Origin of the sequence: Streptomyces sp. NPDC050423 (assembly GCF_040655445.1) — a bacterium.
Lineage (GTDB): Bacteria > Actinomycetota > Actinomycetes > Streptomycetales > Streptomycetaceae > Streptomyces.
Genome location: NZ_JBFAJY010000007.1, coordinates 23,524 through 49,934, shown reverse-complemented (window position 1 = coordinate 49,934; position 26,411 = coordinate 23,524). Strand labels below are relative to the sequence as shown.

At 70.9% G+C, this 26,411-nt stretch carries 26 protein-coding genes; 11 read left to right on the top strand and 15 right to left on the bottom strand.

The window, feature by feature from the left end; translation table 11 throughout:
* The first annotated feature begins 47 nt into the window (after nucleotides 1-47).
* A complete protein-coding gene (locus tag AB0I52_RS07790) occupies nucleotides 48-1,310 on the top strand; it encodes a nucleotide sugar dehydrogenase (RefSeq protein ID WP_363069977.1) in 1,263 nt (420 codons plus the stop codon).
* A 107-nt stretch (nucleotides 1,311-1,417) separates the two neighbouring features.
* Nucleotides 1,418-2,035, top strand: a complete 618-nt coding sequence (locus AB0I52_RS07785; RefSeq protein ID WP_363069975.1) for a hypothetical protein — start codon at nucleotides 1,418-1,420, stop codon at nucleotides 2,033-2,035.
* Between the two features lie 71 nt (nucleotides 2,036-2,106).
* On the opposite strand, the gene AB0I52_RS07780 is transcribed toward AB0I52_RS07785, so the two are convergent.
* The 4 genes from AB0I52_RS07780 to AB0I52_RS07765 all read right to left on the bottom strand — a co-directional run bounded on the left by AB0I52_RS07780 (nucleotide 2,107) and on the right by AB0I52_RS07765 (nucleotide 6,548).
* Nucleotides 2,107-3,231: a GuaB3 family IMP dehydrogenase-related protein gene (locus AB0I52_RS07780; protein ID WP_362954179.1), complete on the bottom strand. Its 1,125-nt coding sequence runs from the start codon at nucleotides 3,229-3,231 to the stop codon at nucleotides 2,107-2,109.
* 105 nt (nucleotides 3,232-3,336) lie between these two features.
* The gene (guaB, locus tag AB0I52_RS07775; protein WP_363069972.1) at nucleotides 3,337-4,839 is read right to left on the bottom strand and encodes an IMP dehydrogenase; all 1,503 of its coding nucleotides are present in this window, start codon (nucleotides 4,837-4,839) and stop codon (nucleotides 3,337-3,339) included.
* A 128-nt stretch (nucleotides 4,840-4,967) separates the two neighbouring features.
* Nucleotides 4,968-5,543 carry a sigma-70 family RNA polymerase sigma factor gene (locus tag AB0I52_RS07770; protein ID WP_363069970.1) on the bottom strand — a complete coding sequence of 192 codons (576 nt, stop codon included), beginning with the start codon at nucleotides 5,541-5,543 and terminating at the stop codon, nucleotides 4,968-4,970.
* A 393-nt stretch (nucleotides 5,544-5,936) separates the two neighbouring features.
* Complete coding sequence (locus AB0I52_RS07765; RefSeq protein WP_003948568.1) at nucleotides 5,937-6,548, bottom strand: response regulator transcription factor; 612 nt, start codon at nucleotides 6,546-6,548, stop codon at nucleotides 5,937-5,939.
* Between the two features lie 412 nt (nucleotides 6,549-6,960).
* Between AB0I52_RS07765 and AB0I52_RS07760 the strand changes: the two genes are divergently transcribed.
* Entirely contained in the window at nucleotides 6,961-7,296 is a 336-nt protein-coding gene (locus AB0I52_RS07760) for a WhiB family transcriptional regulator (RefSeq protein ID WP_362954185.1), read from the top strand.
* 135 nt (nucleotides 7,297-7,431) lie between these two features.
* On the opposite strand, the gene AB0I52_RS07755 is transcribed toward AB0I52_RS07760, so the two are convergent.
* The gene (locus AB0I52_RS07755) at nucleotides 7,432-8,322 is read right to left on the bottom strand and encodes a LysR family transcriptional regulator (RefSeq protein ID WP_363069968.1); all 891 of its coding nucleotides are present in this window, start codon (nucleotides 8,320-8,322) and stop codon (nucleotides 7,432-7,434) included.
* Between the two features lie 80 nt (nucleotides 8,323-8,402).
* Here AB0I52_RS07755 and AB0I52_RS07750 point away from each other — a divergent pair, with 80 nt between their 5' ends.
* Both AB0I52_RS07750 and AB0I52_RS07745 read left to right on the top strand, forming a co-directional pair.
* Nucleotides 8,403-9,077 (top strand): MOSC domain-containing protein, encoded by a 675-nt coding sequence (locus AB0I52_RS07750; RefSeq protein WP_363069966.1) that lies wholly within the window; start codon nucleotides 8,403-8,405, stop codon nucleotides 9,075-9,077.
* A 57-nt stretch (nucleotides 9,078-9,134) separates the two neighbouring features.
* Nucleotides 9,135-9,908 carry an SDR family oxidoreductase gene (locus AB0I52_RS07745; protein WP_363069964.1) on the top strand — a complete coding sequence of 258 codons (774 nt, stop codon included), beginning with the start codon at nucleotides 9,135-9,137 and terminating at the stop codon, nucleotides 9,906-9,908.
* Between the two features lie 8 nt (nucleotides 9,909-9,916).
* Here AB0I52_RS07745 and AB0I52_RS07740 read toward each other — a convergent pair whose 3' ends face one another.
* Nucleotides 9,917-11,446 carry a right-handed parallel beta-helix repeat-containing protein gene (locus AB0I52_RS07740; protein WP_363069962.1) on the bottom strand — a complete coding sequence of 510 codons (1,530 nt, stop codon included), beginning with the start codon at nucleotides 11,444-11,446 and terminating at the stop codon, nucleotides 9,917-9,919.
* A gap of 214 nt (nucleotides 11,447-11,660) precedes the next feature.
* On the opposite strand from AB0I52_RS07740, the gene AB0I52_RS07735 reads away from it, so the two are divergent.
* The 5 genes from AB0I52_RS07735 (at nucleotide 11,661) to AB0I52_RS07715 (ending at nucleotide 17,123) form a co-directional block, all read left to right on the top strand.
* Entirely contained in the window at nucleotides 11,661-12,746 is a 1,086-nt protein-coding gene (locus AB0I52_RS07735; RefSeq protein ID WP_363069960.1) for a substrate-binding domain-containing protein, read from the top strand.
* Between the two features lie 239 nt (nucleotides 12,747-12,985).
* Nucleotides 12,986-14,314 (top strand): sugar ABC transporter substrate-binding protein, encoded by a 1,329-nt coding sequence (locus AB0I52_RS07730; protein WP_363069958.1) that lies wholly within the window; start codon nucleotides 12,986-12,988, stop codon nucleotides 14,312-14,314.
* The gene (locus AB0I52_RS07725) at nucleotides 14,314-15,207 is read left to right on the top strand and encodes a sugar ABC transporter permease (RefSeq protein WP_363069956.1); all 894 of its coding nucleotides are present in this window, start codon (nucleotides 14,314-14,316) and stop codon (nucleotides 15,205-15,207) included. The genes AB0I52_RS07730 and AB0I52_RS07725 overlap by 1 nt, the downstream gene beginning before the upstream one ends.
* Nucleotides 15,204-16,058 (top strand): carbohydrate ABC transporter permease, encoded by an 855-nt coding sequence (locus AB0I52_RS07720; protein WP_363069954.1) that lies wholly within the window; start codon nucleotides 15,204-15,206, stop codon nucleotides 16,056-16,058. Before AB0I52_RS07725 ends, AB0I52_RS07720 begins: the two co-directional genes overlap by 4 nt.
* A gap of 36 nt (nucleotides 16,059-16,094) precedes the next feature.
* Nucleotides 16,095-17,123 (top strand): hydroxyacid dehydrogenase, encoded by a 1,029-nt coding sequence (locus AB0I52_RS07715; RefSeq protein WP_363069952.1) that lies wholly within the window; start codon nucleotides 16,095-16,097, stop codon nucleotides 17,121-17,123.
* A gap of 553 nt (nucleotides 17,124-17,676) precedes the next feature.
* Here the strand turns inward: AB0I52_RS07715 and groL are convergent.
* From groL to AB0I52_RS07695, 4 genes are all read right to left on the bottom strand, one after another.
* Complete coding sequence (groL, locus tag AB0I52_RS07710; protein WP_363069950.1) at nucleotides 17,677-19,299, bottom strand: chaperonin GroEL; 1,623 nt, start codon at nucleotides 19,297-19,299, stop codon at nucleotides 17,677-17,679.
* A gap of 102 nt (nucleotides 19,300-19,401) precedes the next feature.
* On the bottom strand, nucleotides 19,402-19,710 hold the full coding sequence (gene groES / locus AB0I52_RS07705) for a co-chaperone GroES (RefSeq protein WP_024490209.1): 309 nt from the start codon (nucleotides 19,708-19,710) through the stop codon (nucleotides 19,402-19,404).
* A 149-nt stretch (nucleotides 19,711-19,859) separates the two neighbouring features.
* Nucleotides 19,860-20,219, bottom strand: a complete 360-nt coding sequence (locus tag AB0I52_RS07700; protein WP_363069948.1) for a hypothetical protein — start codon at nucleotides 20,217-20,219, stop codon at nucleotides 19,860-19,862.
* Entirely contained in the window at nucleotides 20,216-21,271 is a 1,056-nt protein-coding gene (locus AB0I52_RS07695) for a polysaccharide deacetylase family protein (RefSeq protein ID WP_363069946.1), read from the bottom strand. The genes AB0I52_RS07700 and AB0I52_RS07695 overlap by 4 nt, the downstream gene beginning before the upstream one ends.
* Before the next feature lie 115 nt (nucleotides 21,272-21,386).
* On the opposite strand from AB0I52_RS07695, the gene AB0I52_RS07690 reads away from it, so the two are divergent.
* Complete coding sequence (locus tag AB0I52_RS07690) at nucleotides 21,387-22,652, top strand: methyltransferase domain-containing protein (RefSeq protein WP_363069945.1); 1,266 nt, start codon at nucleotides 21,387-21,389, stop codon at nucleotides 22,650-22,652.
* 55 nt (nucleotides 22,653-22,707) lie between these two features.
* Here AB0I52_RS07690 and AB0I52_RS07685 read toward each other — a convergent pair whose 3' ends face one another.
* The 5 genes from AB0I52_RS07685 to AB0I52_RS07665 all read right to left on the bottom strand — a co-directional run bounded on the left by AB0I52_RS07685 (nucleotide 22,708) and on the right by AB0I52_RS07665 (nucleotide 26,152).
* Entirely contained in the window at nucleotides 22,708-23,073 is a 366-nt protein-coding gene (locus AB0I52_RS07685) for a hypothetical protein (protein ID WP_362964973.1), read from the bottom strand.
* Between the two features lie 53 nt (nucleotides 23,074-23,126).
* Nucleotides 23,127-23,792: a hypothetical protein gene (locus AB0I52_RS07680; protein ID WP_363069943.1), complete on the bottom strand. Its 666-nt coding sequence runs from the start codon at nucleotides 23,790-23,792 to the stop codon at nucleotides 23,127-23,129.
* Between the two features lie 62 nt (nucleotides 23,793-23,854).
* Entirely contained in the window at nucleotides 23,855-24,325 is a 471-nt protein-coding gene (locus AB0I52_RS07675) for a VOC family protein (protein WP_363069941.1), read from the bottom strand.
* Nucleotides 24,326-24,389: 64 nt separating this feature from the next.
* On the bottom strand, nucleotides 24,390-25,658 hold the full coding sequence (locus AB0I52_RS07670; protein ID WP_363069939.1) for an RNA polymerase sigma factor: 1,269 nt from the start codon (nucleotides 25,656-25,658) through the stop codon (nucleotides 24,390-24,392).
* A 137-nt stretch (nucleotides 25,659-25,795) separates the two neighbouring features.
* Nucleotides 25,796-26,152: a YciI family protein gene (locus tag AB0I52_RS07665; protein ID WP_363069937.1), complete on the bottom strand. Its 357-nt coding sequence runs from the start codon at nucleotides 26,150-26,152 to the stop codon at nucleotides 25,796-25,798.
* Between the last annotated feature and the right edge of the window lie 259 nt (nucleotides 26,153-26,411).

Below are 26,411 nucleotides of genomic sequence, written 5' to 3'. Positions count from 1 at the left end.
AGTTGCACTTTCTGCCCTCATGGTCTTAGGGAAGGACGGCCACCCACGTGCCTGCAGACCTCGCCGTCATCGGACTCGGTCACCTCGGCCTGCCCCTCGCCCAAGCCGCCGTCACAGCCGGCATCCAGACAGTCGGCTACGACACCGACCCCCGGGCCTTCGCGGAGCTCTCCGCGGGCCGCACCCCCGTCGAGGGTCCGCTCACCGCGTCCGACGTCCGCCGCATGCTCTCCGGGGGCTTCCGCCCCACCACCAACGAGGCCGAGCTGGGCCGGGTCCGTACCGCCGTGATCTGCGCGCCCACCCCGCTCGGCCCCGACCGCACCCTGGACCTCGGCGCCGTCGCCGACGCGGCCCGCGCCCTGGCCGCCCGGCTGCGACCGCACACCACGGTGCTGCTGGAATCGGCCGTGCCGCCCGGCACCACCGAGAACTTCCTGCTCCCCCTCCTCGAAAACGGCTCGGGGCTGCGCGGCGGACGCGACTTCCACCTCGCCTACTCCCCGACCCGGCTCGACCCCGGCAACCGCACCCACGTCTACGCCAACACCCCCAAGGTCATCGGCGGCCTCACCCCCGCCTGCACCGAATCGGCCGCGGCCTTCTACGGCAGGCTCACCGACAAGGTCGTACGAGCCCGCGGCCCGCGCGAGGCCGAGATGACGAAGGTCCTGGAGACCAACTTCCGGCACGTCAACATCGCCCTGGTCAACGAGATGGCCGTGCTCTGCCACGACATCGGCGTCGACCTGTGGGACGTCATCAGGTGCGCCGAGACCAAGCCCTTCGGCTTCCAGCCCTTCCGTCCCGGCCCCGGCGTCGGCGGCCACGGAGCCCCGGTCGACCCGGGCTACCTCCCGTACAGCAGCCGCACCCCCGGCCACCCGCTGCGGATGGTCTCGCTCGCCCAGGAGATCAACGACCGGATGCCGCAGTACGTGATCCAGCGCTGCGCCACCCTCCTCAACGAACACGGGAAATCCGTGCGCGGTGCCCGGGTACTGCTGCTCGGCGTCACCTACAAGCCGGACCTCGCCGACCAGGAGGCCTCCCCCGCCCGCGAGATCGCCACCCGGCTGATGGACATGGGGGCCCAGATCGGCTACCACGATCCGCACGTCCTGGACTGGCGCGTACGTGAACTCCCGGTCCCCCGCGCCGATTCGCTGTACGAAGCGGCCTCCAGCGCCGACCTCACGGTGCTGCTCCAGCACCACCGCACGTACGACCTGCAAGGTCTCGCCGTGAAGGCGCAGCTGCTCCTCGACACCCGGGGCGCGACGCCGGCCGGAGCCGCTCACCGGCTCTGATCGCAGTCCCCCCAAGGAATTCTTCTGGGCCGATGTCCGAAGCGACTGCTAGCCTGCGGCGTCACTTCTCGCACAGTCGTGCGTACACGTCCCAGGGGGATCGCGTCATGAGCCAGCCCGTACCACCGCCGAACCAGCCGCAGCAGCCGTACGGCGGCCCGCCCCAGGACGGCAACCCGTACGCCGGCCAGCAGCCGGGCCAGCCGCAGCCCGGCGCCCCGACCGGTAACCCGTTCGCCGAGCAGCCGGGCCCGTACGGCCAGCCGGGCCAGCCCGGCCCGCAGTTCGGCGGCGGTACACCGTTCGCCCCGGTGGCACCGGCACGGGACAACGTCGGGCTCGGTATCCTCGCCGCGTTCGTGGCGGCAGTGGTCGCCGGAGCGGTCTACGGTGCGATCATCGGCGCCACCAAGCACGAGATCGGCTATGCGGCCGTGGCTGTCGGTTTCCTCGTCGGCTTCGCCTCCGGCAAGGTCGGCGGCCGGAACCCCGCGCTGCCGGTCCTCAGCGCCGTCTTCGCGCTGATCGCCGTCTACTTCGGCCAGCTCCTCGGCGAGGCCATGATCGCGGCCAAGGACTACCCCATCACGGTCTCCGAGCTCTTCTTCGACCACTTCGGCCTGCTGAACGATGCGTGGAAGGCCGACTCGGACTTCATCTCGTACCTCTTCTTCGCCGTCGCGGCGGTCGCCGCGTTCTCCGGCGCCAAGAAGGCCGCAGCCTAGGGTCGCACCCCGCACACGGGAGGGCCCGGACCGCGATCGCGGTCCGGGCCCTCCCGTCGTACTGCGCGTACTCAGCGGCGGTGCTGCGAGTCCGCCACCGTGACCTCGACGCGCTGGAACTCCTTCAGGTCGCTGTAGCCCGTGGTGGCCATCGCCCGGCGCAGCGCGCCGAAGATGTTCATCGAGCCGTCGGGGGTGTGCGAGGGGCCGGTGAGGACCTCCTCCGTCGTCCCGACCGAGCCGAGGTCGACCAGCTTGCCGCGCGGCACGTCCTCGTGGACGGCCTCCATGCCCCAGTGCCGGCCGCGGCCGGGCGCGTCCGTCGCGCGGGCGAGCGGGGAGCCCATCATCACGGCGTCCGCACCGCAGGCGATGGCCTTCGGCAGGTCGCCGGACCAGCCGACGCCACCATCCGCGATCACGTGCACGTACCGGCCGCCGGACTCGTCCATGTAGTCGCGGCGGGCACCGGCCACGTCCGCGACCGCGGTCGCCATCGGGACCTGGATGCCGAAGACGTTGCGCGTGGTGTGCGCGGCGCCGCCGCCGAAGCCGACGAGGACACCGGCCGCGCCGGTACGCATCAGGTGCAGGGCGGCGGTGTACGTGGCGCAGCCGCCGACGATCACCGGGACGTCCAGCTCGTAGATGAACTGCTTCAGGTTGAGCGGCTCGGCCGCGCCCGAGACGTGCTCGGCGGAGACCGTCGTACCGCGGATGACGAAGATGTCCACACCCGCGTCGACGACGGCCTTGGAGAACTGGGCGGTGCGCTGCGGGGAGAGCGCGGCGGCGGTGACGACGCCGGAGTCGCGCACCTCCTTGATGCGCTGCCCGATCAGCTCCTCCTGGATGGGGGCGGAGTAGATCTCCTGGAGCCGGCGGGTGGCCGACTCGACGGGCATCTGGGCGATCTCGTCGAGCAGCGGCTGCGGATCGGCGTGCCGGGTCCACAGGCCTTCCAGGTTGAGCACGCCGAGGCCGCCGAGCTCACCGATGCGGATGGCGTGCTGCGGGGAGACGACGGAGTCCATGGGCGCGGCCAGGAACGGCAGCTCGAAGCGGTAGGCGTCGATCTGCCAGGCGATCGAGACCTCCTTCGGGTCGCGGGTCCGGCGGCTCGGGACGACGGCGATGTCGTCGAATGCGAATGCCCGGCGGCCGCGCTTGCCGCGCCCGATCTCGATCTCAGTCACGATGGTGTGGCCTTTCCCTCTACGTCTGCGCTGTCCAGTATCCCCGACACGCACATGAGGGGCGGTCCCGGGAACCCCGGTCCGCCCCTCACCTGCGTCGTTGCGTTACTTCCTGCTGTAGTTCGGTGCCTCGACCGTCATCTGGATGTCGTGCGGGTGGCTCTCCTTGAGACCCGCCGAGGTGATCCGCACGAAGCGGCCCTTGCTCTCCATCTCGTCGACCGAGGCCGCGCCCACGTACCCCATCGTCTGGCGGAGACCGCCGACGAGCTGGTGCAGCACGTTGCCCAGCGGGCCGCGATAGGGAACCTGGCCCTCGATGCCCTCGGGGACGAGCTTCTCGTCGGAGGACACCTCGGCCTGGAAGTAGCGGTCCTTCGAGTACGAGCGGCCCTGCCCGCGGGACTGCATCGCGCCCAGCGAACCCATGCCGCGGTACGACTTGAACTGCTTGCCGTTGATGAAGAGCAGCTCGCCCGGGGACTCCTCGCAGCCCGCGAGCAGCGAGCCGAGCATCACCGCGTCCGCGCCGGCCACCAGGGCCTTGCCGATGTCGCCGGAGTACTGCAGGCCGCCGTCACCGATGACCGGGACGCCCGCCGCACGGGCGGCCAGCGCGGCCTCGTAGATCGCGGTGACCTGCGGGACGCCGATGCCGGCGACCACCCGGGTGGTGCAGATCGAGCCGGGTCCGACGCCCACCTTGACGCCGTCCATGCCCGCGTCGACCAGGGCCTGGGCGCCGTCGCGGGTCGCGACGTTGCCGCCGATGACGTCCACGTCCACGGCCGACTTGATCTTCGCCATCCAGTTGAGGGCGTTGCTGTTGTGGCCGTGCGAGGTGTCGACGATCAGGAAGTCCACCCCGGCCCCGGCCAGCGCCTGGGCGCGGTCCAGCGCCTCCGGGCTGGCGCCGACGGCCGCGCCGACGAGCAGGCGGCCCTCGGCGTCCTTGGCCGCGTTCGGGTACTGCTCGGCCTTCTTGAAGTCCTTGACCGTGATGAGGCCCTTGAGGATGCCCGCCTCGTCGACCAGCGGAAGCTTCTCGATCTTGTGGCGGCGCAGCAGCTCCATGGCGTCCACGCCGGAGATGCCGACCCTGCCGGTGACCAGCGGCATCGGCGTCATGACTTCGCGCACCTGGCGCGAGCGGTCCGACTCGAAGGCCATGTCGCGGTTGGTGACGATGCCGAGCAGCTTGCCCGCCGGGTCGGTGACCGGGACGCCGCTGATGCGGAACTTGGCGCACAGCGCGTCGGCCTCGCCGAGCGTGGCGTCCGGGCTGACCGTGATCGGGTCGGTGACCATGCCGGACTCGGACCGCTTCACCAGGTCCACCTGGTTGACCTGGTCCTCGACCGAGAGGTTGCGGTGCAGTACGCCGACGCCGCCCTGACGGGCCATGGCGATCGCCATCCGCGCCTCGGTCACCTTGTCCATGGCGGCGGAGAGCAGCGGGATGTTCACCCGGACGTTGCGCGAGATGAGCGACGAGGTGTCGACCGCGTTGGGCAGCACGTCAGATGCGCCCGGCAGCAGCAGCACGTCGTCGTATGTCAGCCCGAGCGTCGCGAATTTCTCGGGCACTCCGTCGACGTTTGCAGTCATGACACCTTCCCCAAATGGCCTTGATCGGTGCGGATGTCCATGCTAACGGCCTCCGTGGGCGTCTCATTCCACGAGCAAGATCACCTGGAGGTTCTGTAGCTTCGTACGGGGCCGCGGCGATCCCCGGCTCACTGCTCGGCGAGGGCTCGCAGCCGGCTCAGCGCACGGTGCTGGGCGACCCGGACCGCACCCGGGGACATGCCCAGCAGCTGTCCGGTCTCCTCGGCGGTCAGCCCGACCGCGACGCGCAGAACCAGCAGCTCACGCTGGTTCTCCGGAAGGTTGGCGAGGAGCCTCTTGGCCCAGGCCGCATCGCTGCTGAGCAGCGCGCGCTCCTCGGGCCCGAGCGAATCGTCCGGCCGCTCCGGCATCTCGTTGGAGGGCACCGCGGTCGATCCCGGGTGCCGCATCGCGGCCCGCTGGAGATCGGCCACCTTGTGGCCGGCGATGGCGAAGACGAAGGCTTCGAAGGGCCTGCCGGTGTCCTTGTACCGCGGCAGCGCCATCAGCACCGCGACACAGACCTCCTGCGCCAGGTCCTCCACGAAGTGGCGGGCATCACCGGGCAGCCGGTTCAGCCGCGACCTGCAGTAGCGCAGCGCGAGGGGGTGGACATGGGCCAGCAGATCATGGGTGGCCTGCGCGTCGCCCTCGACGGCGCGGTGCACCAGGGCACCGATCACCGTCGTTCCGTCCTCGCGCATCGGACCATGGTGCCTCGGTGCCGCGTCATCCGCGGCACCGCGTCCGTAGTTGTGCACCGAAGCGTTATGAGCGGGTGCGCCGGAAGTCATGTCCTGCGCCCTCCCCTTCCGCTCGACCGAATCGTTCCCGAGGAACTCCACATCTCAAGGATGCGTCATCCGCCGGGAAGCGTCACATACCGGGAAGGGCCCACCGGAAATTCAACGGCTCCGCGGGCGTGCGCCCCGGGCGCCGCACGGTGGGCGGGGCCTCGGAACAGACCCCGGTGCACCCCTGGCCCGGACCGCCCCGCCCGCCGCGAGGCAGACGGGACTCTGGCTCTGCGGACACGGCCCAGGGCCTGGGGCCGGACGCCGCACGGCAGACGGCAGACGGCAGTTTGACGACAGGCCTTAGCGGACCAGGCCCCAGCGGAAGCCGAGCGCGACGGCGTGCGCCCGGTCCGAGGCGCCGAGCTTCTTGAACAGCCGCCTGGCGTGGGTCTTCACCGTGTCCTCGGAGAGGAACAGCTCACGGCCGATCTCCGCGTTGGAGCGGCCGTGGCTCATCCCTTCGAGCACCTGGATCTCACGCGCCGTGAGCGTGGGCGCCGCGCCCATCTCGGCCGACCGCAGCCGGCGCGGGGCCAACCGCCACGTCGGGTCGGCCAGCGCCTGGGTGACGGTCGCCCGGAGCTCCGCCCGGGAGGCGTCCTTGTGCAGATACCCGCGGGCCCCGGCGGCGACCGCGAGCGCGACGCCGTCCAGATCCTCGGCGACGGTCAGCATGATGATCCTCGCCCCGGGGTCGGCGGAGAGCAGCCGGCGGACGGTCTCCACACCCCCCAGACCGGGCATGCGTACGTCCATCAGAATCAGATCCGAACGGTCGGCACCCCAGCGGCGGAGGACTTCCTCGCCGTTGGCCGCCGTCGTCACACGCTCGACGCCGGGCACGGTCGCGACCGCGCGGCGGAGCGCCTCTCGGGCAAGCGGGGAGTCGTCGCAGACGAGGACGGATGTCATGACCGCCCTCCGAAGCTGATGCGCGTCACCTTGAGCCTCCAGGCTGTTACAAGTCGTCACCTGTGCGATTGACGCTCTCGGACATCTGCCCGATCACTTTCTCTGCCAACCGCCTCCGCACTCTCAACGATGGTCACTCGAAAGAGTTACGGGTCGGACAACCGAGTTCGGCACTCTACGTGAGGGGGCGGACACGGAGCAGAGCGCCACGGGTCGTCCAGCCGTCAACTGAACCTTCGAAGGAACTTATGCCCCATTTAGCGGATTTTCTTCCCTTTTGCTGGTGTCTGTGACTAGATTCGCAATCAGTCATATTTACATCTACTAACACCGTAGATGTACGGTCATGAGCACGGACAAAGACGGACGACCACGACCTTTCCGACTCAGCATGGTTTCGAGGGGACAAGCAATGGCAGATTTCTCCCGCCTTCCCGGACCCAACGCCGATCTGTGGGACTGGCAGCTGCTGGCGGCCTGCCGCGGGGTCGACAGCTCGCTGTTCTTCCACCCCGAGGGAGAACGGGGCGCCGCCCGGAGCGCCCGCGAGAACTCCGCGAAAGAGGTCTGCATGCGGTGCCCGGTACGCGCCGAGTGCGCGGCCCACGCACTGGCGGTACGAGAGCCCTACGGGGTGTGGGGCGGCCTGACCGAGGACGAGCGCGAGGAGCTCATGGGACGGGCCCGCAACCGGCTCATCGCGGCGACGGCACCCTCGGGCCCCGCGTCGCCTCCTGGGCACGGCTGACCCCTGCCTCGCAGCAGAAACGTTTCTGCGCACGCGACGCGCGTGCCTCGGACCCGCGACCCACCGTGCCTCGGACCCGCGACGCGCGTGCCTCGGGCCACTGACCGCGCCCGCGCACCCCGCACCGCGCTCCGCTCAGCGGGCGGCCGCCAGCGACAGCTGGTCCAGAGTGGCCGCCACCGCCGGGACCTGCGCCAGATCGGGCAGGGTCAGCGCGACGATCTCGCGCTCGATGGCCGGTTCCACCGCGACGGTCCGGGCGCCCCGGGGGCGTACCGACTCGATCGCCAGCGCCGGCAGCACGGCCACCCCCAGCCCCGCGCCGACCAGGCCGATCACCGCCGGGTAGTCGTCGGTGGCGAAGTCGATCCGGGGGGTGAAACCGGACTCCTCGCAGACCTCCACCAGCTGCCGGCGGCAGCGCGGGCAGCCGGCGATCCACGGTTCACCGGCGAGTTCGGCGATGTCCACCGCCGGCCGGCCCGCCAGGTGGTGGCCGTCGGGCAGCAGGCCGATCAGGCGGTCGGTGAGCAGCGGGCGCACCACCAGGTCGTCCCACTCGGCGCCCTGCGTGCCGTACCGGAAGGCCAGGGCGATGTCGCAGTCGCCGTCGCGCAGCATCTCCACGGAGCGGGGCGGCTCGGCCTCGACCAGGGAGACCCGGGTGCCGGGGTGCGCGGCCCGCAGCGCCGCGAGGGCGCCGGGGACCAGGGTGGAACTGCCGCTCGGGAAGGACACCAGCCGGACCCGGCCGGCCCGCAGACCGGCGATCGCGGCGACCTCCTCCTCGGCGGCGGTGAGCCCGGCGAGGATGCCCGAGGCGTGCCGTACGAGCGCCTCACCGGCCTGCGTCAGCCGCATCTCGCGTCCGGTCCGGATGAGCAGCGTGGTGCCGGCGGAGGACTCCAGGGCCTTCATCTGCTGGCTGACCGCGGGCTGTGTGCAGCCCAGCTCGCGGGCGGCGGCGGAGAAGGAGCCGGTGGTGGACACGGCTCGCAGGACGCGGAGATGACGGGCTTCGATCACCCTTCGAATATAAGGGCTTCTTGGAGAAGCTGCGAATTATTCGTGTGCGACTTTGAGCCAGCAGTCGTTAGCGTGCGGGTATGAACGCGCCGAGAGTGCTCACCGTGAACGCGGGCCGCCCCGTGGCAGTGCCGTACACCGATTCCCCCGGCGGCGTGACCGGGATCGACAAGCACCCGGTCGAGGGTCCCGTACAGGTCGCCGACCCCGGTCCCGAGGGCTCCGGCGGCAGCGGTCTGGCCGGGGACGCGGTCTGCGACCTGCGTTTTCACGGCGGCTCGAACCAGGCGGTGTACGCCTTCGCCCGCGAGGAACTGGACCGGTGGGAGCGGGCGCTGGGGCGCCCGCTGCCCAATGGCCGCTTCGGCGAGAACCTGACCACGGGCGGGGTGGACGTCAGGGGCGCGCTGATCGGCGAGCGCTGGCGGATCGGCTCCGATCTGGTCCTGGAGATCACGTCGGGCCGTATCCCGTGCCGTACGTTCGCGGGGCACCTCGACGAGAAGCAGTGGGTCAAGCGGTACACGCGGGCCGCCTCGCCCGGCGCGTACCTGCGGGTGATCACGCCGGGTGCGGTCCGGGCCGGTGACCCGGTGGAGATCGTTCACCGGCCGGACCACGACGTCACGGTGGAGCTCCAGTTCCGGGCCGTTACGACCCACAGGGAGCTGCTGCCGCTCCTGCTCGCGGCCGGTAACGCGCTGCACCCCGAGCCGCTGCGGAGGGCGCGGGAGTACGCGGCGCGGCAGCGGTGAGCGGGGAGCGCCGGGCGGGTCGGCCGGGGCCACGGGTGGGGCACTAACGTGCCGCGTATGACGACAGCACTGATTACGGGCGCGACCGCGGGCATCGGGGCCGCCTTCGCGCGGCGGCTTGCGGCCGAGGGGCACAACCTGGTCCTGGTGGCCCGCGACACCGAGCGGCTGCGGGAGCAGGCCACCGAGCTGCACGACCGGCACGGCATCGAGGCCGAGGTCCTGTCCGCGGACCTGTCCACGGACGACGGGATCGCCGCGGTCGAGGCACGGCTGGGCGACCGCCTGCAGTCCGTCGATCTGCTGGTCAACAACGCCGGGTTCGGCAACAAGGGGCGTTATCTGGACGTCCCCATGGCCGATGAGCTGGCCATGCTGAAGGTGCACTGCGAGGCGGTTCTGCGGCTGACCTCGGCGGCCGCGGCCGGCATGAAGGAGCGCGGCAGGGGCGGTGTCGTGAACGTGGCCTCGGTGGCGGCGTTCGTGCCGCGCGGCACGTACGGGGCGTCCAAGGCGTGGGTCGTGCAGTTCACCCAGGGCGCGGCCAAGGACCTGGCGGGGTCGGGCGTGCGGCTGATGGCGCTCTGCCCCGGCTTCGTCCGCACGGAGTTCCACGAGCGGGCGGGCATGGGAACCGGCAACATCCCGGGCTGGATGTGGCTCGACGCCGACAAGCTGGTGTCCGCGGCCCTGGCGGATCTGGCGCGCGGCAAGTCGGTCTCGGTCCCGGACCCCCGGTACAAGGCGCTGATGGGGCTGGTCAAGGTGACGCCGCGCGGCCTGCTCGGAGGGGTCACCTCCAAGACAGGCCGCAAGTACGGGCCTCAGTGAGCGGTCGGTTACCGCACGCCGCGGCCCGCGTAGGCGCCGATGTTGGGGGCTCCGGGCTTCAGCCTGTCGCCGAAGTAGTCCTTGCCGCCGTTGTTCTCGATGACGGCTCCGGCGGCGAGGGCGGGCGAGCCCGCGCCGAGCCGGAAGTCGGTCCGGAGCTTCGGGTCGGCGGTGATGCCGCCGGGGTCGGGGCGGGTCATGTCGATGCCGTGGAAGGCGTTGTGGTCGAAGGAGAGCCCGGGAGTCGGGTTCTTGAAGGCGTAGCCGCCGGTGCCCTCGCTGACGAAGACGTTGTTGCGGACGGACAGTTCGTGCTGGGTGGTGGCGGGGCTGCCGGCGTCGTCCTGGACGAGGTATCCGGGGATCCGGTCCTTGTTGTGGAAGGTGTTGTTGTAGATCTCGGTGCCGAGGATCGGGCCCCAGCAGTTCTGGATGAGGCGGGCCCCGTCGTCGCGGCTGACGTTGTACCGGGCGACCGTGCCGATGGTCTTCGCGCCGTCGTACGGGCAGATCAGCAGGAAGCCGCCCTTGTTGTCGTGGCTGTAGTTGTACTGGAAGACGGTGTTCCGGGAGGCGCCGTCGGCGTCGAAGGACATGCCGTCGTGGGTGTTGCCGCCGCCCGAGACCTCGTTGTACTCGACGGTGGTGTCGTCGGTGTTGAAGGTCCAGATGCCCGCGTTGGCGGAGGGCGAGCGGAGCTGGAAGCCGTCGACCCGGTTGTGGTCGACCCGGGCGCCGCTGGTGGTGTCGAGCTTCATGCCGTCGCCGGCCAGCGACTTGAGCGTGTTGTGGTGGATGCGGACTCCGGTGCTGGGGGTCCACTCGCCCGGGTAGACGTCCGGGTCCTGCTGTCCGCCGACCAGATCGCGCCTGGAGAAGGTCGACTTGAAGTAGATGCCCTCGCGGTCGACGTCCTCGATGCGGTTGTTGCCGATGTCCAGGCCGTCGTACCGGCTGGCCTTCGCGGTGCCCTCGACGGCGATGTGGATCGCGCTGGAGCCGGACACGGTCTTGTGGTCGCCGCCGCGCACGTCGTGGACGTACAGGCCGGAGATGTCGAAGCCGCGGGCCACCCCGTAGTCGGTGAGGAGGAGGCGGACGCCGTTGCGCTCGCTGCCGGGGTTGTCGGCGTTGGTGATCTCCAGGGCCCTGAGGTGCACGTACTGCGTGTTGGAGAGCAGGACGGTGTCGTGGGCTCCCGCGCCGTCGAGCCTGGCGCGGTCCGGGCCGTTGCCGTAGTCCGCGATGGTGAACGACGCGCGCGGGGAGCCGCTGCCCGTGGGTGCGAGGGTGCCGGTGCAGGTGGCGCCGCGCTTGAAGAGCAGCCGGTCGCCGGGCCCGTAGGGGTGCGCGTTGGCCTCGGCGAGGGTGGTCCAGGGGTGCTGCCTGCTACCGGTCGCGCCCTGGGGGGACGCGGCGCAGTCGACGTGGAAGGTGCGGCCGGCGGGTGCCGCCTGCGCGGCGCTCGGTCCTGCGAGGGTCAGACCGGCGGCGGCGGTCAGTGCCGCGAGCGCCGCGGCGGTGACGCGATGTCTCACAATTCCTCCGTACGAACAGTCAGGGACGGGGCGGGCCATGAACGGCCCGATCGGCATCGCCGGGAATCCTGGACTCGGATTGATCGAACGTCAATGGATTACGTTTGAATGATCGAAACTCCCATCGTTCGATCACATTGGTCTAGGGTCGGACACCGGCTCCGGCACTGGCTCCGACTCCGGCCGGGCCACACACTGCGAGGGGACTGCCGCCGTGCGCGAGAGTGCTGCTGAACGTCATGACCGCCTGCTCGGGCTGGTACGGGACCGGGGCTCCGCCCGGGTGTCGGACCTGGCCTCGCAGCTGGGGGTCTCACCCGTCACGGTGCGCCGGGACGTCGAGGAACTGGCCGGCCGCGGCCTGCTCGACCGGGTCCACGGCTCGGTGTCCTGGCCGCGGGACGCCGGCTCCGCCCCGGGGCCGGGCGGCGCGGGCGGCGGCCTGGTCCTCGGGATGCTCGCGCCCTCCGCGACGTACTACTTCGCCGAGGTGATCCGCGGCGCCCACGAGGCCGCCGCGCGGGCGGGGGCCAGGCTGATCCTGCGGATCTCCGACTACCGGCCGCAGGAGGACCACGCCCGCACCCAGGGGCTGCTCTCCGCGGGCGCCGAAGGGCTGCTGGTCGCGCCCGGCTGGCAGCATCCGGGCGACCCCTCCGCGTTCGGCGACTGGATCAGCTCGCTGCCCGTGCCGACCGTGCTGCTGGAACGCAGGCCCACCGCCGGCTCCCCGCTGGACGGTCTGGACCGGGTCTGCTCGGACCATGCGCACGGGGTGCTGCTGGCCGTGCGCCACCTGGTGCGCCTCGGGCACGGGGCGCCGCTGCTGATGGCCCGCGCGGACTCCCCGACCGCCCTCGCGGTGCGCTCCGGCTACGCGGAGGCGCTGGCCACGCTCGGGCTGCGCGTGCCCCAGGACGTGATCGAGTCCGTTCCCGCCGAGCAGGCCCCGGAGGCGTTCGAGGAGGCCGTGCAGGCGCTCCGCGAGGCCGTCGGCTCGGGGGTGGCGACGGCCGCGCTGATCCACAACGACGTGGACGCCATCCAGGTGGTGCAGCGCCTGGCCGAGCTGGGCGTGCGCGTGCCGCAGGACCTGGCGCTGATCGCGTACGACGACGAGGTGGCGGCGCTCGCGGACACCCCGCTCACCGCGGTGGCACCGCCCAAGCGCGAGGTGGGCCGCCACGCGACGGAACTCCTGGTGGAACGGCTCGGCCAGGAGGCCGGTGCGCCCCGCCGGCACCTGACGCTGCTTCCGCAGCTCCGGGTCAGGGACTCCTGCGGGGCGCCGCTTCCGTAAGAGCCCCCGCAGGCTCTCGCGCAATCACCCCCAGAAGCTCCCCGGCCCCTTCCCCGGCCGCTTCCGCAGGCCCTCCCGAGCGCATCGGGAGGGCTGTTCCCGCACGCCTTCATACCGTCTCCGCCCACAACACGTTTGATTTTTTTTCGATCAATCGATCTTTCGCTCTTGACTTCGGTCACGGCTGGTCCAAGGATCACGGCCAACGCCAATGTCGCCGCCTGTTCAGGAGCCTCGCTGTGAGCCGCAGTTCGAGCAGAACGTCCCTCGCCGTAGTCGGCGCCGCCACCGCCCTCGCCGTTCTCACGGCCTGCGGCGGCAGCGGTGACGACACGTCCGCCGCCGGAAGCGACGGCAAGCCCGTCAGCATCACCTTCTGGGGGTGGACCAAGGGGTCCAAGGAGGTCGTTGACGCGTTCAACGCCTCGCACGAGAACATCAAGGTGGTGTACGAGGAGATCCCGTCCGGCAACGCCGGCGGCTACGCCAAGATCTCCAACGCCGTGAAGGCGGGCAACGCCCCCGACCTGGTCTCCATCGAGTACCCGCAGCTCCCGGAGTACGTCAGTCAGGGCGCGCTCCAGGACATCGGCCAGTACTTCACCGAGGACATCAGGAAGAAGCTGCTGCCCCAGGCGGTGGAGCTGACGACGCTCGGCGGCAAGAACTGGGCCGTCCCCTTCGACGCCTCGCCGCAGTCCTTCTACTACCGCAAGGACCTGTTCAAGAAGTACGGCGTCGAGGTCCCCAAGACCTGGGGCGACTTCCGCAAGGCCGCCGAGAAGGTCAAGAAGGCCGACAAGAAGGCGCGCATCGGCACGTTCTTCCCCGATGACCCGACCACGTTCCAGGCGATGGCCTGGCAGGCCGGCGCCCAGTGGTACAAGCCCGAGGGCGACACCTGGAAGGTCAACACCACCGACGCGGCCACCGACAAGGTCGCCGACTACTGGCAGGGTCTGCTCGACGACGACCTGATCCGCGCCAACGCCTCGTTCAGCCCCGAGTGGACCAACTCCCTCAAGAACGGCGGCACCATCGGCTACGTCGGCGCGGCCTGGGGCGCGGGCGTCCTCAAGGGGACCCTGCCCGAGCAGAGCGGCAAGTGGGCCGTCGCCCCGATGCCCAGCTGGGACGGGAAGCCGGCCAGCGGCATGCTCGGCGGCTCCACCTTCGCGGTGACGAAGACCAGCAAGAAGGCGGAGGCGGCGGTCGAGTTCGCCACCTGGATGTCGACCACCGAGGACGGCATCAAGGCCCGCATCGAGTCCGGCACTTCGAGCGCCTTCCCGGCCGCCGCGTCCCTGCGCCCGGTCGCGAAGAAGGCGTTCGACGCCGGCTTTTACGGCGGCGAGGACATCTACCAGGTGTTCGACGAGGCCGCGACGTCCATCGGCCCGGACTGGAGCTGGGGCCCGACGACCGGCACCACGAACACCACGATGAAGGACGAGTTCGGCAAGGTCGCCAGCGGTGGCACCACCGTCAAGGACGCGGTGAAGGCCGGACACGACGCCACGGTCGCCGAGCTGAAGAAGCGCGGTCTGAAGGTCGAGGACGCAGGCTGATGAGGCACGCCCGGACAACCAGAGCCGCCGCGATCCTGCTGGGGCCCTTCTTCGTACTGTTCACCTTGGCCATGGTGCTGCCGATCGGATACGCGGTCTGGCTCAGCCTGTTCACCGAGAAGCAGTCCGGCCTGGGCTTCGGCGGCACCGAGACCGTCTTCAGCGGGCTCGACAACTACACGGCGGCCCTGGGTGACCGGGCGTTCCGCGAGGGCTTCGGCGTACTCCTCGGATACTGCCTGTTCTACATTCCGCTGCTGCTCGTCGGAGCCCTCGCCCTCGCCCTGCTGCTGGACTCCACACTGGCCCGCGCCCGCCGGTTCTTCCAGCTCGCGCTGTTCCTGCCGCACGCCGTGCCCGGCATCATCGCCGCGCTGATCTGGGTGTACCTCTACACACCGCAGCTCAGCCCGGTGGTCAGCGCCATGGAGTCCGGCGGGATCGGCTTCGACTTCTTCTCGCCCGACGGGGCACTGCCCTCCATCGTGAACATCGCGCTGTGGGAGTGGCTCGGCTACAACATGGTGATCTTCTACGCCGCGTTGCAGGCCATCGACCGCTCCGTGCTCGAAGCGGCCACGGTCGACGGTGCGGGCGCCTGGCGCGTCGCGATCGCCATCAAGGTCCCGCTGATCCGCGCCTCGGTCGTGATGGTCGCGCTGTTCACCGTCATCGGCTCGCTCCAGCTCTTCACCGAACCACTGATCCTCAACAAGGGGACGGGCTCCGCCGTCTCCTCCACCTGGACGCCGAACATGTACGCGTACACCGCGGCCTTCGAACGCAACGACTACGGACTCGCCGCGGCCGCCTCCGTCCTGCTGGCGCTCACCGCCGCGCTGCTGTCCTTCGTCGTGACCCGCTTCACCGGCCGGAAGGGCAAGAAAGCATGAGTTCCCCCGCCTCCCGCGGCCGCTGGATGTCGAAGACCGCGGTCAACGGTTTTCTGCTGCTCGCCGTCGTCTACATGCTCTTCCCGCTCGTCTGGCTGGTCACCGCCGCCACCAAGGACACCGGTGGACTGCTCGCCGGCAACGCGTTCTCCTTCGACGGGTTCAACCTCGGCGAGAACCTGTCGAACCTGGCCTCCTACGGCGACGGCATCTACTTCCGCTGGTACCTCAACAGCCTCGGCTACGCGGGCGGCGGCGCGCTCGTCTGCTCGCTGATCTGCGTCGCCGCGGGGTACGCCTTCGACAAGTACACGTTCCGGGGCAAGGACCAGCTGTTCGGCCTGGTGCTGATGGGCGTGCTGGTCCCCACCACCGCGCTGGCCCTGCCGATGTATCTGCTGGCGTCCAAGGCCGGTCTGGTGAACACCTACTGGTCGGTGCTGATCCCGGTGCTGGTCAACCCGTTCGGCGTGTATCTCGCCCGGGTGTTCTGCGCGGGGTACATACCCAACGAGGCCCTGGAGGCGGCCCGTATCGACGGGGCGGGTGAGCTGCGCACCTTCTGGTCCGTCGGTCTGCCCATGGTCATGCCGGGCTTCGTGACCGTCTTCCTCTTCCAGTTCACCGCGATCTGGAACAACTTCTTCCTCCCCCTCGTGATGCTCTCGGACCGCAAACTGTTCCCGCTGAGCCTCGGGCTGTACTCGTGGAACACCAACACCCATGGCGAGCCGAGCTTCTACCCCCTCGTCGTCACCGGGTCCCTCCTCGCCGTCATCCCGCTGATCGTCGCCTTCGTCTCCCTGCAGCGGCACTGGAAGGCGGGACTGACCGCCGGAAGCGTCAAGTGACCGTCCACGCGAGCCCCGAGGAGTACGAGTTCCACCATGCCGCACGCCACTGACAACCGGCCCAGGGCCCTGCTCGCGATGGGCCCCGGCATCGCCGGGCGCCTCCTCACCGAACGCCACCACACCCGGCTGGCCGCCCTCGCCCGTACGGACACCCGTCTGGTCGCCCACGACCTGGCCGAGCCGACGCCCGAGGTGGCCGCCGCGCTCGCCGAGGCCGAGGTGCTGTTCACCTGCTGGGGCGCGACGCCGCTCACCGCACCGGTGCTGGCCGCCGCGCCGCGGCTGCGCGCGGTGGTGCACGCGGCCGGCTCGGTCAAGCACCACATCACCGACGCCTGCTGGGAACGCGGCATCGCCGTCACCTCGGCGGCCGGGGCCAACGCGCTGCCGGTCGCCGAGTTCACCCTCGCGGCGATCCTGTTCGCGGGCAAGCGCGTCCTGCATTCCGCGGACCGCTACCGTGCCCTGCGCGCCGACCACGACTGGCTCGCGGAGCTGGACGGCTCCGGCAACTACCGCCGCACGGTCGGCATCATCGGGGCCTCCCGCATCGGCCGCCGGGTGATCGAGCTGCTGCGCCCCTTCGACCTGGACGTCCTGCTGTACGACCCCTACGTCGACGCGGAACGGGCCGCGGGGCTGGGTGCCCGTCTCAGCACGCTCGACGAGCTGTGCGCGAGCAGTTCCGTGGTCTCGGTGCACGCCCCGCAGCTCCCCGAGACGCGCCACCTCATCGGCGCCGCCCAGCTGGCCGCGATGCCGGCGGGCGCGACGCTCATCAACACCGCGCGGGGCTCGCTGGTCGACGAGGACGCGCTGCTTCCCGAGCTGACGAGCGGCCGGCTGCACGCGGTGCTGGATGTGACGCACCCCGATCCGCCCCGTGCGTCCTCGCCGTTCTACGACCTGCCGAACGTGCTGCTGACTCCTCATGTCGCGGGCTCGCTCGGCAATGAGCTGCACCGGATGGCGGACCAGGCGCTGGACGAGCTGGAACGGTTCGCGACCGGCCGCCCGTTCGCGGACCCGGTCCACGGCGACGCGCAGTCCCGCTCGGCGTAGCTCAAGCCCCGGCGCCTTCAGCCTCGCCGGCTCTTTCGGGCTCGCCGGCCTCCTCAAGCCCCTCCGGCGATTGAGGAGCGGGGTGCGGGGCAGAGCCCCGGGTGCTCCGCCCCGGACCCCCGCGCCTCAAACGCCGGCGGGGCTGGATGTGCCCGGATACGGAGGGCGAAGCTGACGGGCCAGGCTGGATGTGCCCGGATACGCAGGGCGAAGCTGAACGCGCAGGGTTGGATGTGCCCGGATACGCGCGGCGAAGCTGACGGGCCAGGCCGGATGTGCCCGGATACGCACGGCAAAGCTGAACGCGCAGGGCTGGATGTGCCCGGATACGCGCGGCGAAGCTGACGGGCCAGGCCGGATGTGCCCGGATACGCACGGCGAAGCTGAACGCGCGGGGCTGGATGTGCCCGGATACGCGCGGCGAAGCTGACGTGCCAGGCCGGATGTGCCCGGATACGCACGGCGAAGCTGAACGCGCAGGGGCCGGACGCGCGAAAGGCCCGGTACCCCTTGTGGGGTACCGGGCCTCACCGCTTGCGCGGAGAGCTACCCGCTAGTGCGAGTGACCGTGGCCGTGGCCGGCATCGGCCTCTTCCTCGGCCGGCTTCTCGACGACCAGGGTCTCGGTCGTGAGGAGCAGCGACGCGATGGACGCGGCGTTCTCCAGCGCGGAGCGGGTGACCTTGACCGGGTCGATGACGCCGGCCTTCACCAGGTCGCCGTACTCGCCGGTCGCGGCGTTGAAGCCCTGGCCCTTGTCGAGCTCGGAGACCTTCGAGGTGATGACGTAGCCCTCGAGGCCCGCGTTCTCCGCGATCCAGCGGAGCGGCTCGACGGCGGCGCGGCGCACGACCGCGACACCGGTGGCCTCGTCGCCGGTCTTGCCGAGGTTGCCCTCGAGGACCTTGACGGCGTGGACCAGAGCGGAGCCACCACCGGAGACGATGCCCTCCTCGACCGCGGCGCGGGTCGCGGAGATGGCGTCCTCCAAACGGTGCTTCTTCTCCTTGAGCTCCACCTCGGTGGCCGCACCGACGCGGATCACGCAGACACCGCCGGCCAGCTTCGCCAGGCGCTCCTGGAGCTTCTCGCGGTCCCAGTCGGAGTCCGTGGACTCGATCTCGGCCTTGATCTGGTTGACGCGGCCCTTGACCTCGTCGGACTTGCCGCCGCCGTCGACGATGGTCGTGTCGTCCTTGGAGACGGTGACGCGGCGGGCGGTGCCCAGCACGTCGAGACCGGCGCCGTCCAGCTTGAGGCCGACCTCCTCGGCGATGACGGTCGCACCGGTGAGGGTGGCGATGTCACCGAGCATGGCCTTGCGGCGGTCACCGAAGCCCGGGGCCTTCACCGCGACGGCGTTGAAGGTGCCACGGATCTTGTTGACGACCAGGGTCGACAGGGCCTCGCCCTCGACGTCCTCGGCGATGATCAGCAGCGGCTTGGACGCACCGGCCTGGATGACCTTCTCCAGGAGCGGCAGCAGCTCCTGGATCGAGCCAATCTTGCCCTGGTGGATCAGGATGTACGGGTCGTCGAGGACGGCCTCCATACGCTCCTGGTCGGTCACCATGTACGGGGACAGGTAGCCCTTGTCGAAGGCCATGCCCTCGGTGAACTCAAGGTCCAGACCGAAGGTGTTGGACTCCTCGACGGTGATGACACCGTCCTTGCCGACCTTGTCCATCGCGTCCGCGATGAGGTCGCCGACCTGGCTGTCCTGTGCGGAGAGCGCGGCCACGGCGGCGATGTCGGACTTGTCGTCGATCGGGCGGGCGGTCGCGAGGAGCTCCTCGGACACGGCCTTGACCGCGGCGTCGATGCCCTTCTTCAGGGCGGCCGGGGAGGCACCCGCCGCCACGTTGCGCAGGCCCTCGCGGACGAGCGCCTGAGCGAGCACGGTGGCGGTGGTCGTACCGTCACCCGCCACGTCGTTGGTCTTGGTCGCCACCTCCTTCACCAGCTGGGCACCGAGGTTCTCGTACGGGTCATCCAGCTCGACCTCGCGCGCGATGGTGACACCGTCGTTGGTGATGGTGGGCGCACCGAACTTCTTGTCGATGACGACGTTGCGGCCCTTGGGACCGATCGTCACCTTCACCGTGTCGGCAAGCTTGTTGACGCCGCGCTCGAGGGCGCGACGGGCGTCCTCGTCGAACTTCAGGATCTTCGCCATGGAGCTGAACTGTCCTCTCAAAACAAGAACTGCGCCCCTCGCCGCCCGGCTAGTTATTTCGCAGGGGGCCAGGGGCGCAGAACAGAAGCAAACGTGGGTGAATTACTTCTCGATGATCGCGAGCACGTCGCGAGCCGAGAGAACGAGGTACTCCTCGCCGTTGTACTTCACCTCGGTGCCGCCGTACTTGCTGTACAGCACGACATCGCCGGTCTTGACGTCGAGCGGAAGGCGCTCGCCGTTCTCGAAGCGGCCCGGTCCCACGGCCAGGACGACGCCCTCCTGGGGCTTCTCCTTGGCGGTGTCGGGAATGACCAGGCCGGAGGCCGTGGTCTGCTCGGCGTCGAGCGGCTGGACCACAATGCGGTCCTCGAGCGGCTTGATCGCAACCTTGGTGCTGGTCGACACGATCCGGTCTCCCCCTTCGGAGATCTCACGGGGTTAACAGTCTTTGGTCGGCGACCAGGTGGGCCCGTCGTCGCGGGTGCCGGACCTGCCGGTCGCACAGTACTGCTGGCACTCTCCAGTGGGGAGTGCCAGCACTGAGACTATGACCGCGATTAGCACTCGGTCAAGCGGAGTGCCAATTCACGCCCCTCGTGGCGCCCATGTCGTACGACGTCACGGCCCGGACCCGGCTCGAACCGGCCCTGCCACAGGGAGAACGTCCGGCCCCTCCCGGCCGTTCCGGACTCCTGCGGCCGGCCGCAGGCGACGACGACCATCGAGCCAGGTGCCCCGTGGTCACCGCGCACCGCCGCCGGCCGCACCTCCGCCGGACTCCGCGGCCGGTTCACCCGCTGCGCGGCCTTGCGGCCCAGCCGTTCGATCGGGTCCACCGACTGCGCGCAGCCGGTGGTGGCGGTCAGGAGCGCACCGGCGGCCAGCAGTCCGGCCAGCAGCCGGTGCGCCCCTCTCATACGTAGTCCTCCAGCCGGGCCACGGCGTATCCCTTGTCCGTGATGACCTTCATGACGGCCCGGACCAGGTCGGGCATGGAGCCCTTCCAGTCCTTCTTGCCGCGGAAGTGCGTGAGGATGATGTCTCCGGGGTGCAGGTCCTGGTCCTCCTCCCGCCACTCCATGTGGTCGGGGAAGGCCTCCTCCGACCACAGGGGTACGGCGGTGATGCCGCAGGACTTGGCGATCCGGAGGGTGTCGCCGTTGTAGTTGCCGTACGGCGGCCGGAAGAGCCGGGGGCGCTCGCCGTACTGCTTCTCGATGATGTCCTGCTGGTCGCAGATCTCCTGCTTCTGCTCGCCGTAGGAGAGGCCCGGCAGATAGCGGTGGTTGAGCGTGTGGTTGTTGAGGGTGACGCCACGGGACTGCGCGTCCTTGAAGTACCCGTAGTCGTCGCTCACCAGGTAGTCGCTGAGGAACGCGCTGTACGGGATGTTCAGGTCCGACATCATCCGCAGCAGCTCGGGGTCCTTGTCGCCCCCGTCGTCCATCGTCAGGAAGACGATCTTTTTGTCGGTCGGGACCGTGGTGAAGACCGGCGGCAGCGAGTCGTCACCGCCCTCGACCTCGAAGCCCTTGCGGGTGGTGATGTGCGGCTTCACGGCGGGCGGGACGGGCGCGGCCAGCGGCGTGCTCGCCAGGCCCCACTTCTTGGCGGCGACCGCACGGGCGGCCTGGGCGAGGCGCGCCTTCTCGGCCTGCGCGGCACGCGTGCCCGCCGCCCCCGCGTTCCCGGCCGGGCCGCCCGGCTGCCCGGCGAGGGCCTTGGCTCCCGGCCCGGCCCCGGTCGCGGTGCTGCTGTCGGTCCCGGCCGCGCAGCCGGAGCCGACCGCGGCGACCAGGAGCGCGGCCAGGACCGCGTAACCGGGCCGGCGCCGCAGGTATCCCCGGCCACGCCCCGGCCCGCTCCGCACCGACCCGCTCCGCACCGACCCGTCCCGCACCGGCTCCGTCCGCATCTGCGCCGGCTCCGCCCGCACCTGTTCCTCCTGCCCCGGTCTGCGCCGCTTCATGGTTGATTCTTCCTTTTGTCGTACAAGCTGCATGGCGCCGCATACTGCCAGTCCGTGATCGGGCTCCCGGGCCGACACCGCCGCCGGGCCCGCACGGTCCCCCGGCTGGCTCACAATGGGGCAGGTGAACGCTCTCGCCCCGACCGGCCCGCCCGACGCCCCCGACCCTTCCGGCACCCCGAACCCCCTCGCCGGCTTCCTGGCGCTGCGCACCCCGGAGGGCGCCGGGCTGCTGGACGGGCTGCGGTCGTACGACCCCGCGACGGAACTCGCCACCGCCACCCGGCTGCGCCGCACCCACCCGGCCGGCCTCGTCTCGGCGGCGCTGGGGCAGGCCCGGCTGCGGCAGCGGGCGGTGGCGAAGTTCGGCGCCGAGGACGCGCACCGGATGTTCTTCACGCCGAACGGGGTGGAGCAGGCGACCCGCACCTCGGTGGCGGCCCACCGCGCCGGACGGTTCGCGGGCACCGGGGTGCGCAGCGTCGCCGACCTGTGCTGCGGCATCGGCGGGGACGCCATCGCGCTGGCCCGCGCCGGGATCTCCGTCCTCGCCGTGGACCGCGACCCGCTGACCGCCGAGGTGGCCAGGGCCAATGCCGCCGCGCTCGGCCTGGACACGCTGATCGAGGTGCGGTGCGCCGATGTCACGGAGATCGACACCTCGCCGTACGACGCGGTGTTCGTCGACCCGGCCCGCCGGGGCGGCCGCGGCCGGATCTTCGACCCGGAGGCCTACTCCCCGCCCCTCTCCTGGGCGACCGCCGCCGCACTGAAGGCCCCCAGGGCGGCGCTGAAGATCGCCCCGGGAGTCCCGCACGAGGCGATCGGCCCGCAGGCGGAGGCCGAGTGGATCTCGGACGGCGGCGACGTGAAGGAGGCGGTGCTCTGGTTCGGCGAGGGCTTCGAGGCCGGCGCGTACCGCGCCACGCTGCTCCCGTCCGGAGCCACCCTGTCGGCCCCGGCCGTGCTGCCCGCCCCGCCGGTCGGACCGGTCGGCCGCTATCTGTACGAGCCGGACGGCGCGGTGATCCGGGCCCATCTGGTCGCCGACATCGTGAACCGGTGCGGCGGCCGGCTGATCGACGGGATGATCGCGTACGTCACCAGCGACGAGCTGTACGAATCGCCGTACACGGCCGGGTACGAGATCACCGATCGGCTCCCGTTCAACATGAAGCGGCTGAAGGCGCTGCTGCGCGAGCGGAAGGTCGGCGTCCTGACGGTCAAGAAGCGCGGCTCACCGGTCGAACCGGAGGAGCTGCGACGGAAGATGAAGCTCCAGGGCCCGAACCGGGCCACCGTCTTCCTGACCCGGGTCGCGGACGCTCCGACGATGCTGATCGGCCACCCCGTGACCGGCCCGGAGGCCGGCCGGGGCTGAAGACCGGAACTCAGGAGGACCGGGGCTGAAGACGGGAGCCGGCCGGGCCCGGGGTCTACGCGAGGTCGGTCAGGTCGTCGGCGTACACCTGGGAGAGCGGCTGCGGGCCGACGTACTGCTGGCAGTTGCACTGCCCCGACTCGAAGCGGACCGGCTTCTTCTGCTCGTCCCAGGCGGTCGGCACCTCGACCAGCTCGTGGCACTTGCCCTGCTTGTCGTGCTTGGCGAGGTGGTGCGTGCAGCCGCAGACCGGCTCCGGCGGCTTGTGCGCCGCCTCGACGGCCAGCCGTTCCTGCCGGTCGGCCTCCAGCAGCTCCAGCTTGCGGGTGTGCCGGTTACGCAGCGCGGTGCGGCCGTTGTCGACGAGCCAGCCGAATCCGCCCGTCCAGAAGATGATGAGCAACCACCAGTACCACTGCATGAGCCGTCCTCCCCCTGAAGTCCTTCGTGTACGCGCCAAGGATAGAGCCGGAGTCAGCGGTGCGCCCCGCCGCCGGAGGAGATCAGCGGCGCGGGCGCGGGCGCCCCGATCAGCACCCGGATCACCCAACGCCGGTGCAGGACCGCCTTGGTGACCCCGATGATCCCGATGAGCCAGCCGACGAACCCGAGACCCATGACGAGGGCCATCAGGCCGTAGGTGTCGTCGCCCCTGACCGCGCCGGCCGGAACGGCGACGCAGGCGTACAGCCCGAAAGCGCACAGGAGGAAGGAACCCAGCAGCCAGACCAGACTCGTGCCGGGCAGCCGGAGCGCACGGTCACCCGCCGCGTCACGGTCCAGTTCGCCCCACAGCGCGAGCAGTCGGCGCACCTGCCGGTCGCGGCGCAGCCCGACGACGACGAGGATGACGGCCGGCACCAGGCAGCACACGCCCAGGGCGAGGAAGACCACGCCGAAGACGGCGCTGAAGACGTCGTACGACTCCTCGAAGGTGATGAGCGCCGTGCCGGCCAGCGACCAGCCGAGCGCGCCGAGCCCACCCCGGAGCCACAGCATCCCGAGCCGCGCCGGCCCCAGGTGCATCGTCACCAGCTCGCCGAGGATCAGGGCCCGGTCGGCGAGCAGCGCTCCCCGGTCGGGCCAGGTGCGTATCTCCACGGGCGGCGGTGGCGGGGGCAGCGCTGAACGGCGGGACATGCGCGCGACCCTACCGAGTGCCGGGCGCACGGCCTTCCGCCGCCGTTCGCCGGGGCCGGTGCTCAGACGTTGCGCAGCGCCTCGACGTCGAGCCGCTTCATGCCGAGCATCGCCTTCATCGCGCGGGCCGCCTTGTCCGGGTCCGGGTCGGTCAGGGCCTCACCGAGGCCGGGCGGGACGATCTGCCAGGAGACGCCGAACTTGTCCTTGAGCCAGCCGCACTGACTCTCCTGTCCGCCGTCCGCGGTGAGCTTGTCCCAGAGCGCGTCCGCCTCCTCCTGCGACTCGCAGTCGACGGAGAGGGAGACCGCCTCGCTGAAGGGGAACTCGGGGCCGCCGTTGAAGGCGATGTACTCGGTGCCCGCCAGCCGGAACCGTACGGTCATCACGGCGCCCGCCTCGCCCGGTGCGGCCGCGGTCCAGCGGGTCACGTCCACGACGCCGGAGTCGCCGCCGACGACCGAGATGTAGTGCGCGGCGGCCGCCTCGGCCTGGTTGTGGTCGAACCACAGGAACGTGGTGATCTTCTGCATGGTCGTTCTCCTCACGCGGTGGTGCGGACGGTCGTGCAGGGTGGACCGGTCGCGGGCCCGGAACTCATCGGCCGGCCCGGCCGAGGAGCGTCGCCCGGTCGAGCAGCATCGCCCGTTCCCGCTCGTTGCGGGTCAGCTCGGCCGCCCGTACGAACTCGGCGCGTGCCTCGTCCGTACGCCCCATCCTGGCCAGCAGATCCCCGCGGACGCTCGGCAGCAAGTGGTACGCCTTGAGGGCGGGGTCCGCGGCCAGCGCGTCGACCAGGACCAGACCGGCCGCCGGGCCCTCGGCCATGGAGACGGCGACGGCGCGGTTGAGCTCGACGACGGGGGACGGGGTCAGGGCGCTGAGGCGGTCGTAGAGCGCCGCGATGGCGGCCCAGTCGGTGTCCTCGTACCGCGCCGCCCGTGCGTGGCAGGCGACGATCGCGGCCTGGAGCGCGTACGGGCCGAGGGCCTGCCCCGCCGCGCCCGCTGTTTCACTCGCCCGGAGCAGCGCGGCGTAGCCGCGGCGGATCAGCAGCCGGTCCCAGCGGGCCCGGTTCTGGTCGGCGAGCAGCACCGGTGCGCCGTCCGGTCCGGTCCTGGCGGCGGTGCGCGAGGCCTGGAGCTCCAGCAGCGCGGCCAGTCCGTGCACCTCGGGCTCCTGCGGCATCAGGCCGGTCAGCACCCGGACCAGCCGCAGGGCGTCCTCGCAGAGCGCCGGGCGCAGCCAGTCGTCCCCGGCGGTCGCGGCGTAGCCCTCGTTGAAGACGAGGTAGATGACTTCGAGCACCGATCGGAGCCGGGCGGCGCGCTCGGGTCCGTACGGCACCTCGAACGGGACGCCGGCCCGGCCGAGCGTCCGCTTGGCCCGGACGATCCGCTGGGCGACGGTCGGCTCGGAGGTGAGGAACGCGCGGGCGATCTCCTCGGTGGTGAGGCCGCCCAGCAGCCGCAGGGTGAGGGCGATCCGGGCCTCGGTGGAGAGCACCGGATGGCAGGAGGTGAAGATCAGCCGCAGCAGGTCGTCGTCGATGCCGTCGGGATCGGCCGGGCCGGGCTCCGGGCCCCGGCCCGCCCCGTCGAGGTCGCGGCCCATCTCGGCCAGCTTGCGGGCGTACGTCTCGCGGCGGCGCACGAGGTCGATGGCGCGGTGCTTGGCTGTGGCCATGAGCCAGGCTCCCGGATTGTCCGGGACGCCCGACTCCGGCCACTGTTCCAGCGCGGCGACCAGGGCGTCCTGCGCGAGCTCCTCGGCGATGCCCACGTCCCGGACGATCCGGGCGACACCGGCGATGATCCGCGCGGACTCGATCCTGAAAACCGTCTCAACCGCGCTCGCTGCCGTCACGGCCACCCATCAGAGCAGCCGCTCCGGACCCCCGCAAGCGCGGCCGGGACCAGGTCGCGTTTTTGAAGTCCCGTCTGTCTCGCGTGGTCCGGGCGGCCGACGCTACTTCTGAAACACTCCCTGGTGGCGGCGGTCGCTCAGCCTTCGTCGATGGCGCGGACCTCGGAGGTGACGCTCCAGGACTCCGGGTGGACCTGGAGGAACCGCCTGGTCCACTCCAGTGCCTCCTCCTTGTCCTTGCACTGGAGGATCGCGTAGCCGCCGACGACCTCCTTGGTCTCCGTGAAGGGGCCGTCGGTGTAGCTGAGCCTGCCCCCGGACCAGTGGACGCGGGTGGCCTGGGAGGTCGGGGCGAGACCGGCCGTCTCCAGCATCACCCCGGCGTTGCTGATCTCCTCGAACAGGGCGCCCATCCGCTTCTCCAGGTCGGGATCGGGCTCGAAATCGGCGGCGGCCCGCTCGTCGATGCGGATGAGTGACATGAAGCGCGGCATGGTGACTCCTCGGGTCGGGAGGGCGGGGACCCTTTCCCCGCCTCTCACCCCTGCGTCGAACGGGACAGGGCCGGATCGACAGCTCCCCCGGAATTCTTCTGAGAATCTTCCGGGTCGGCCACCGGAACGCCCGCCGAGCCGGTTCCGGGAGGGGTCGCCGTCCCGGCTCCCGGTCGCGCGGGAGCGGGACCAGCGCCGCCGGCGCCCCCGCCGCGAGCAGTCCGGCGGCGGCCCAGCTGACCGACCGGAACGCGCTGTG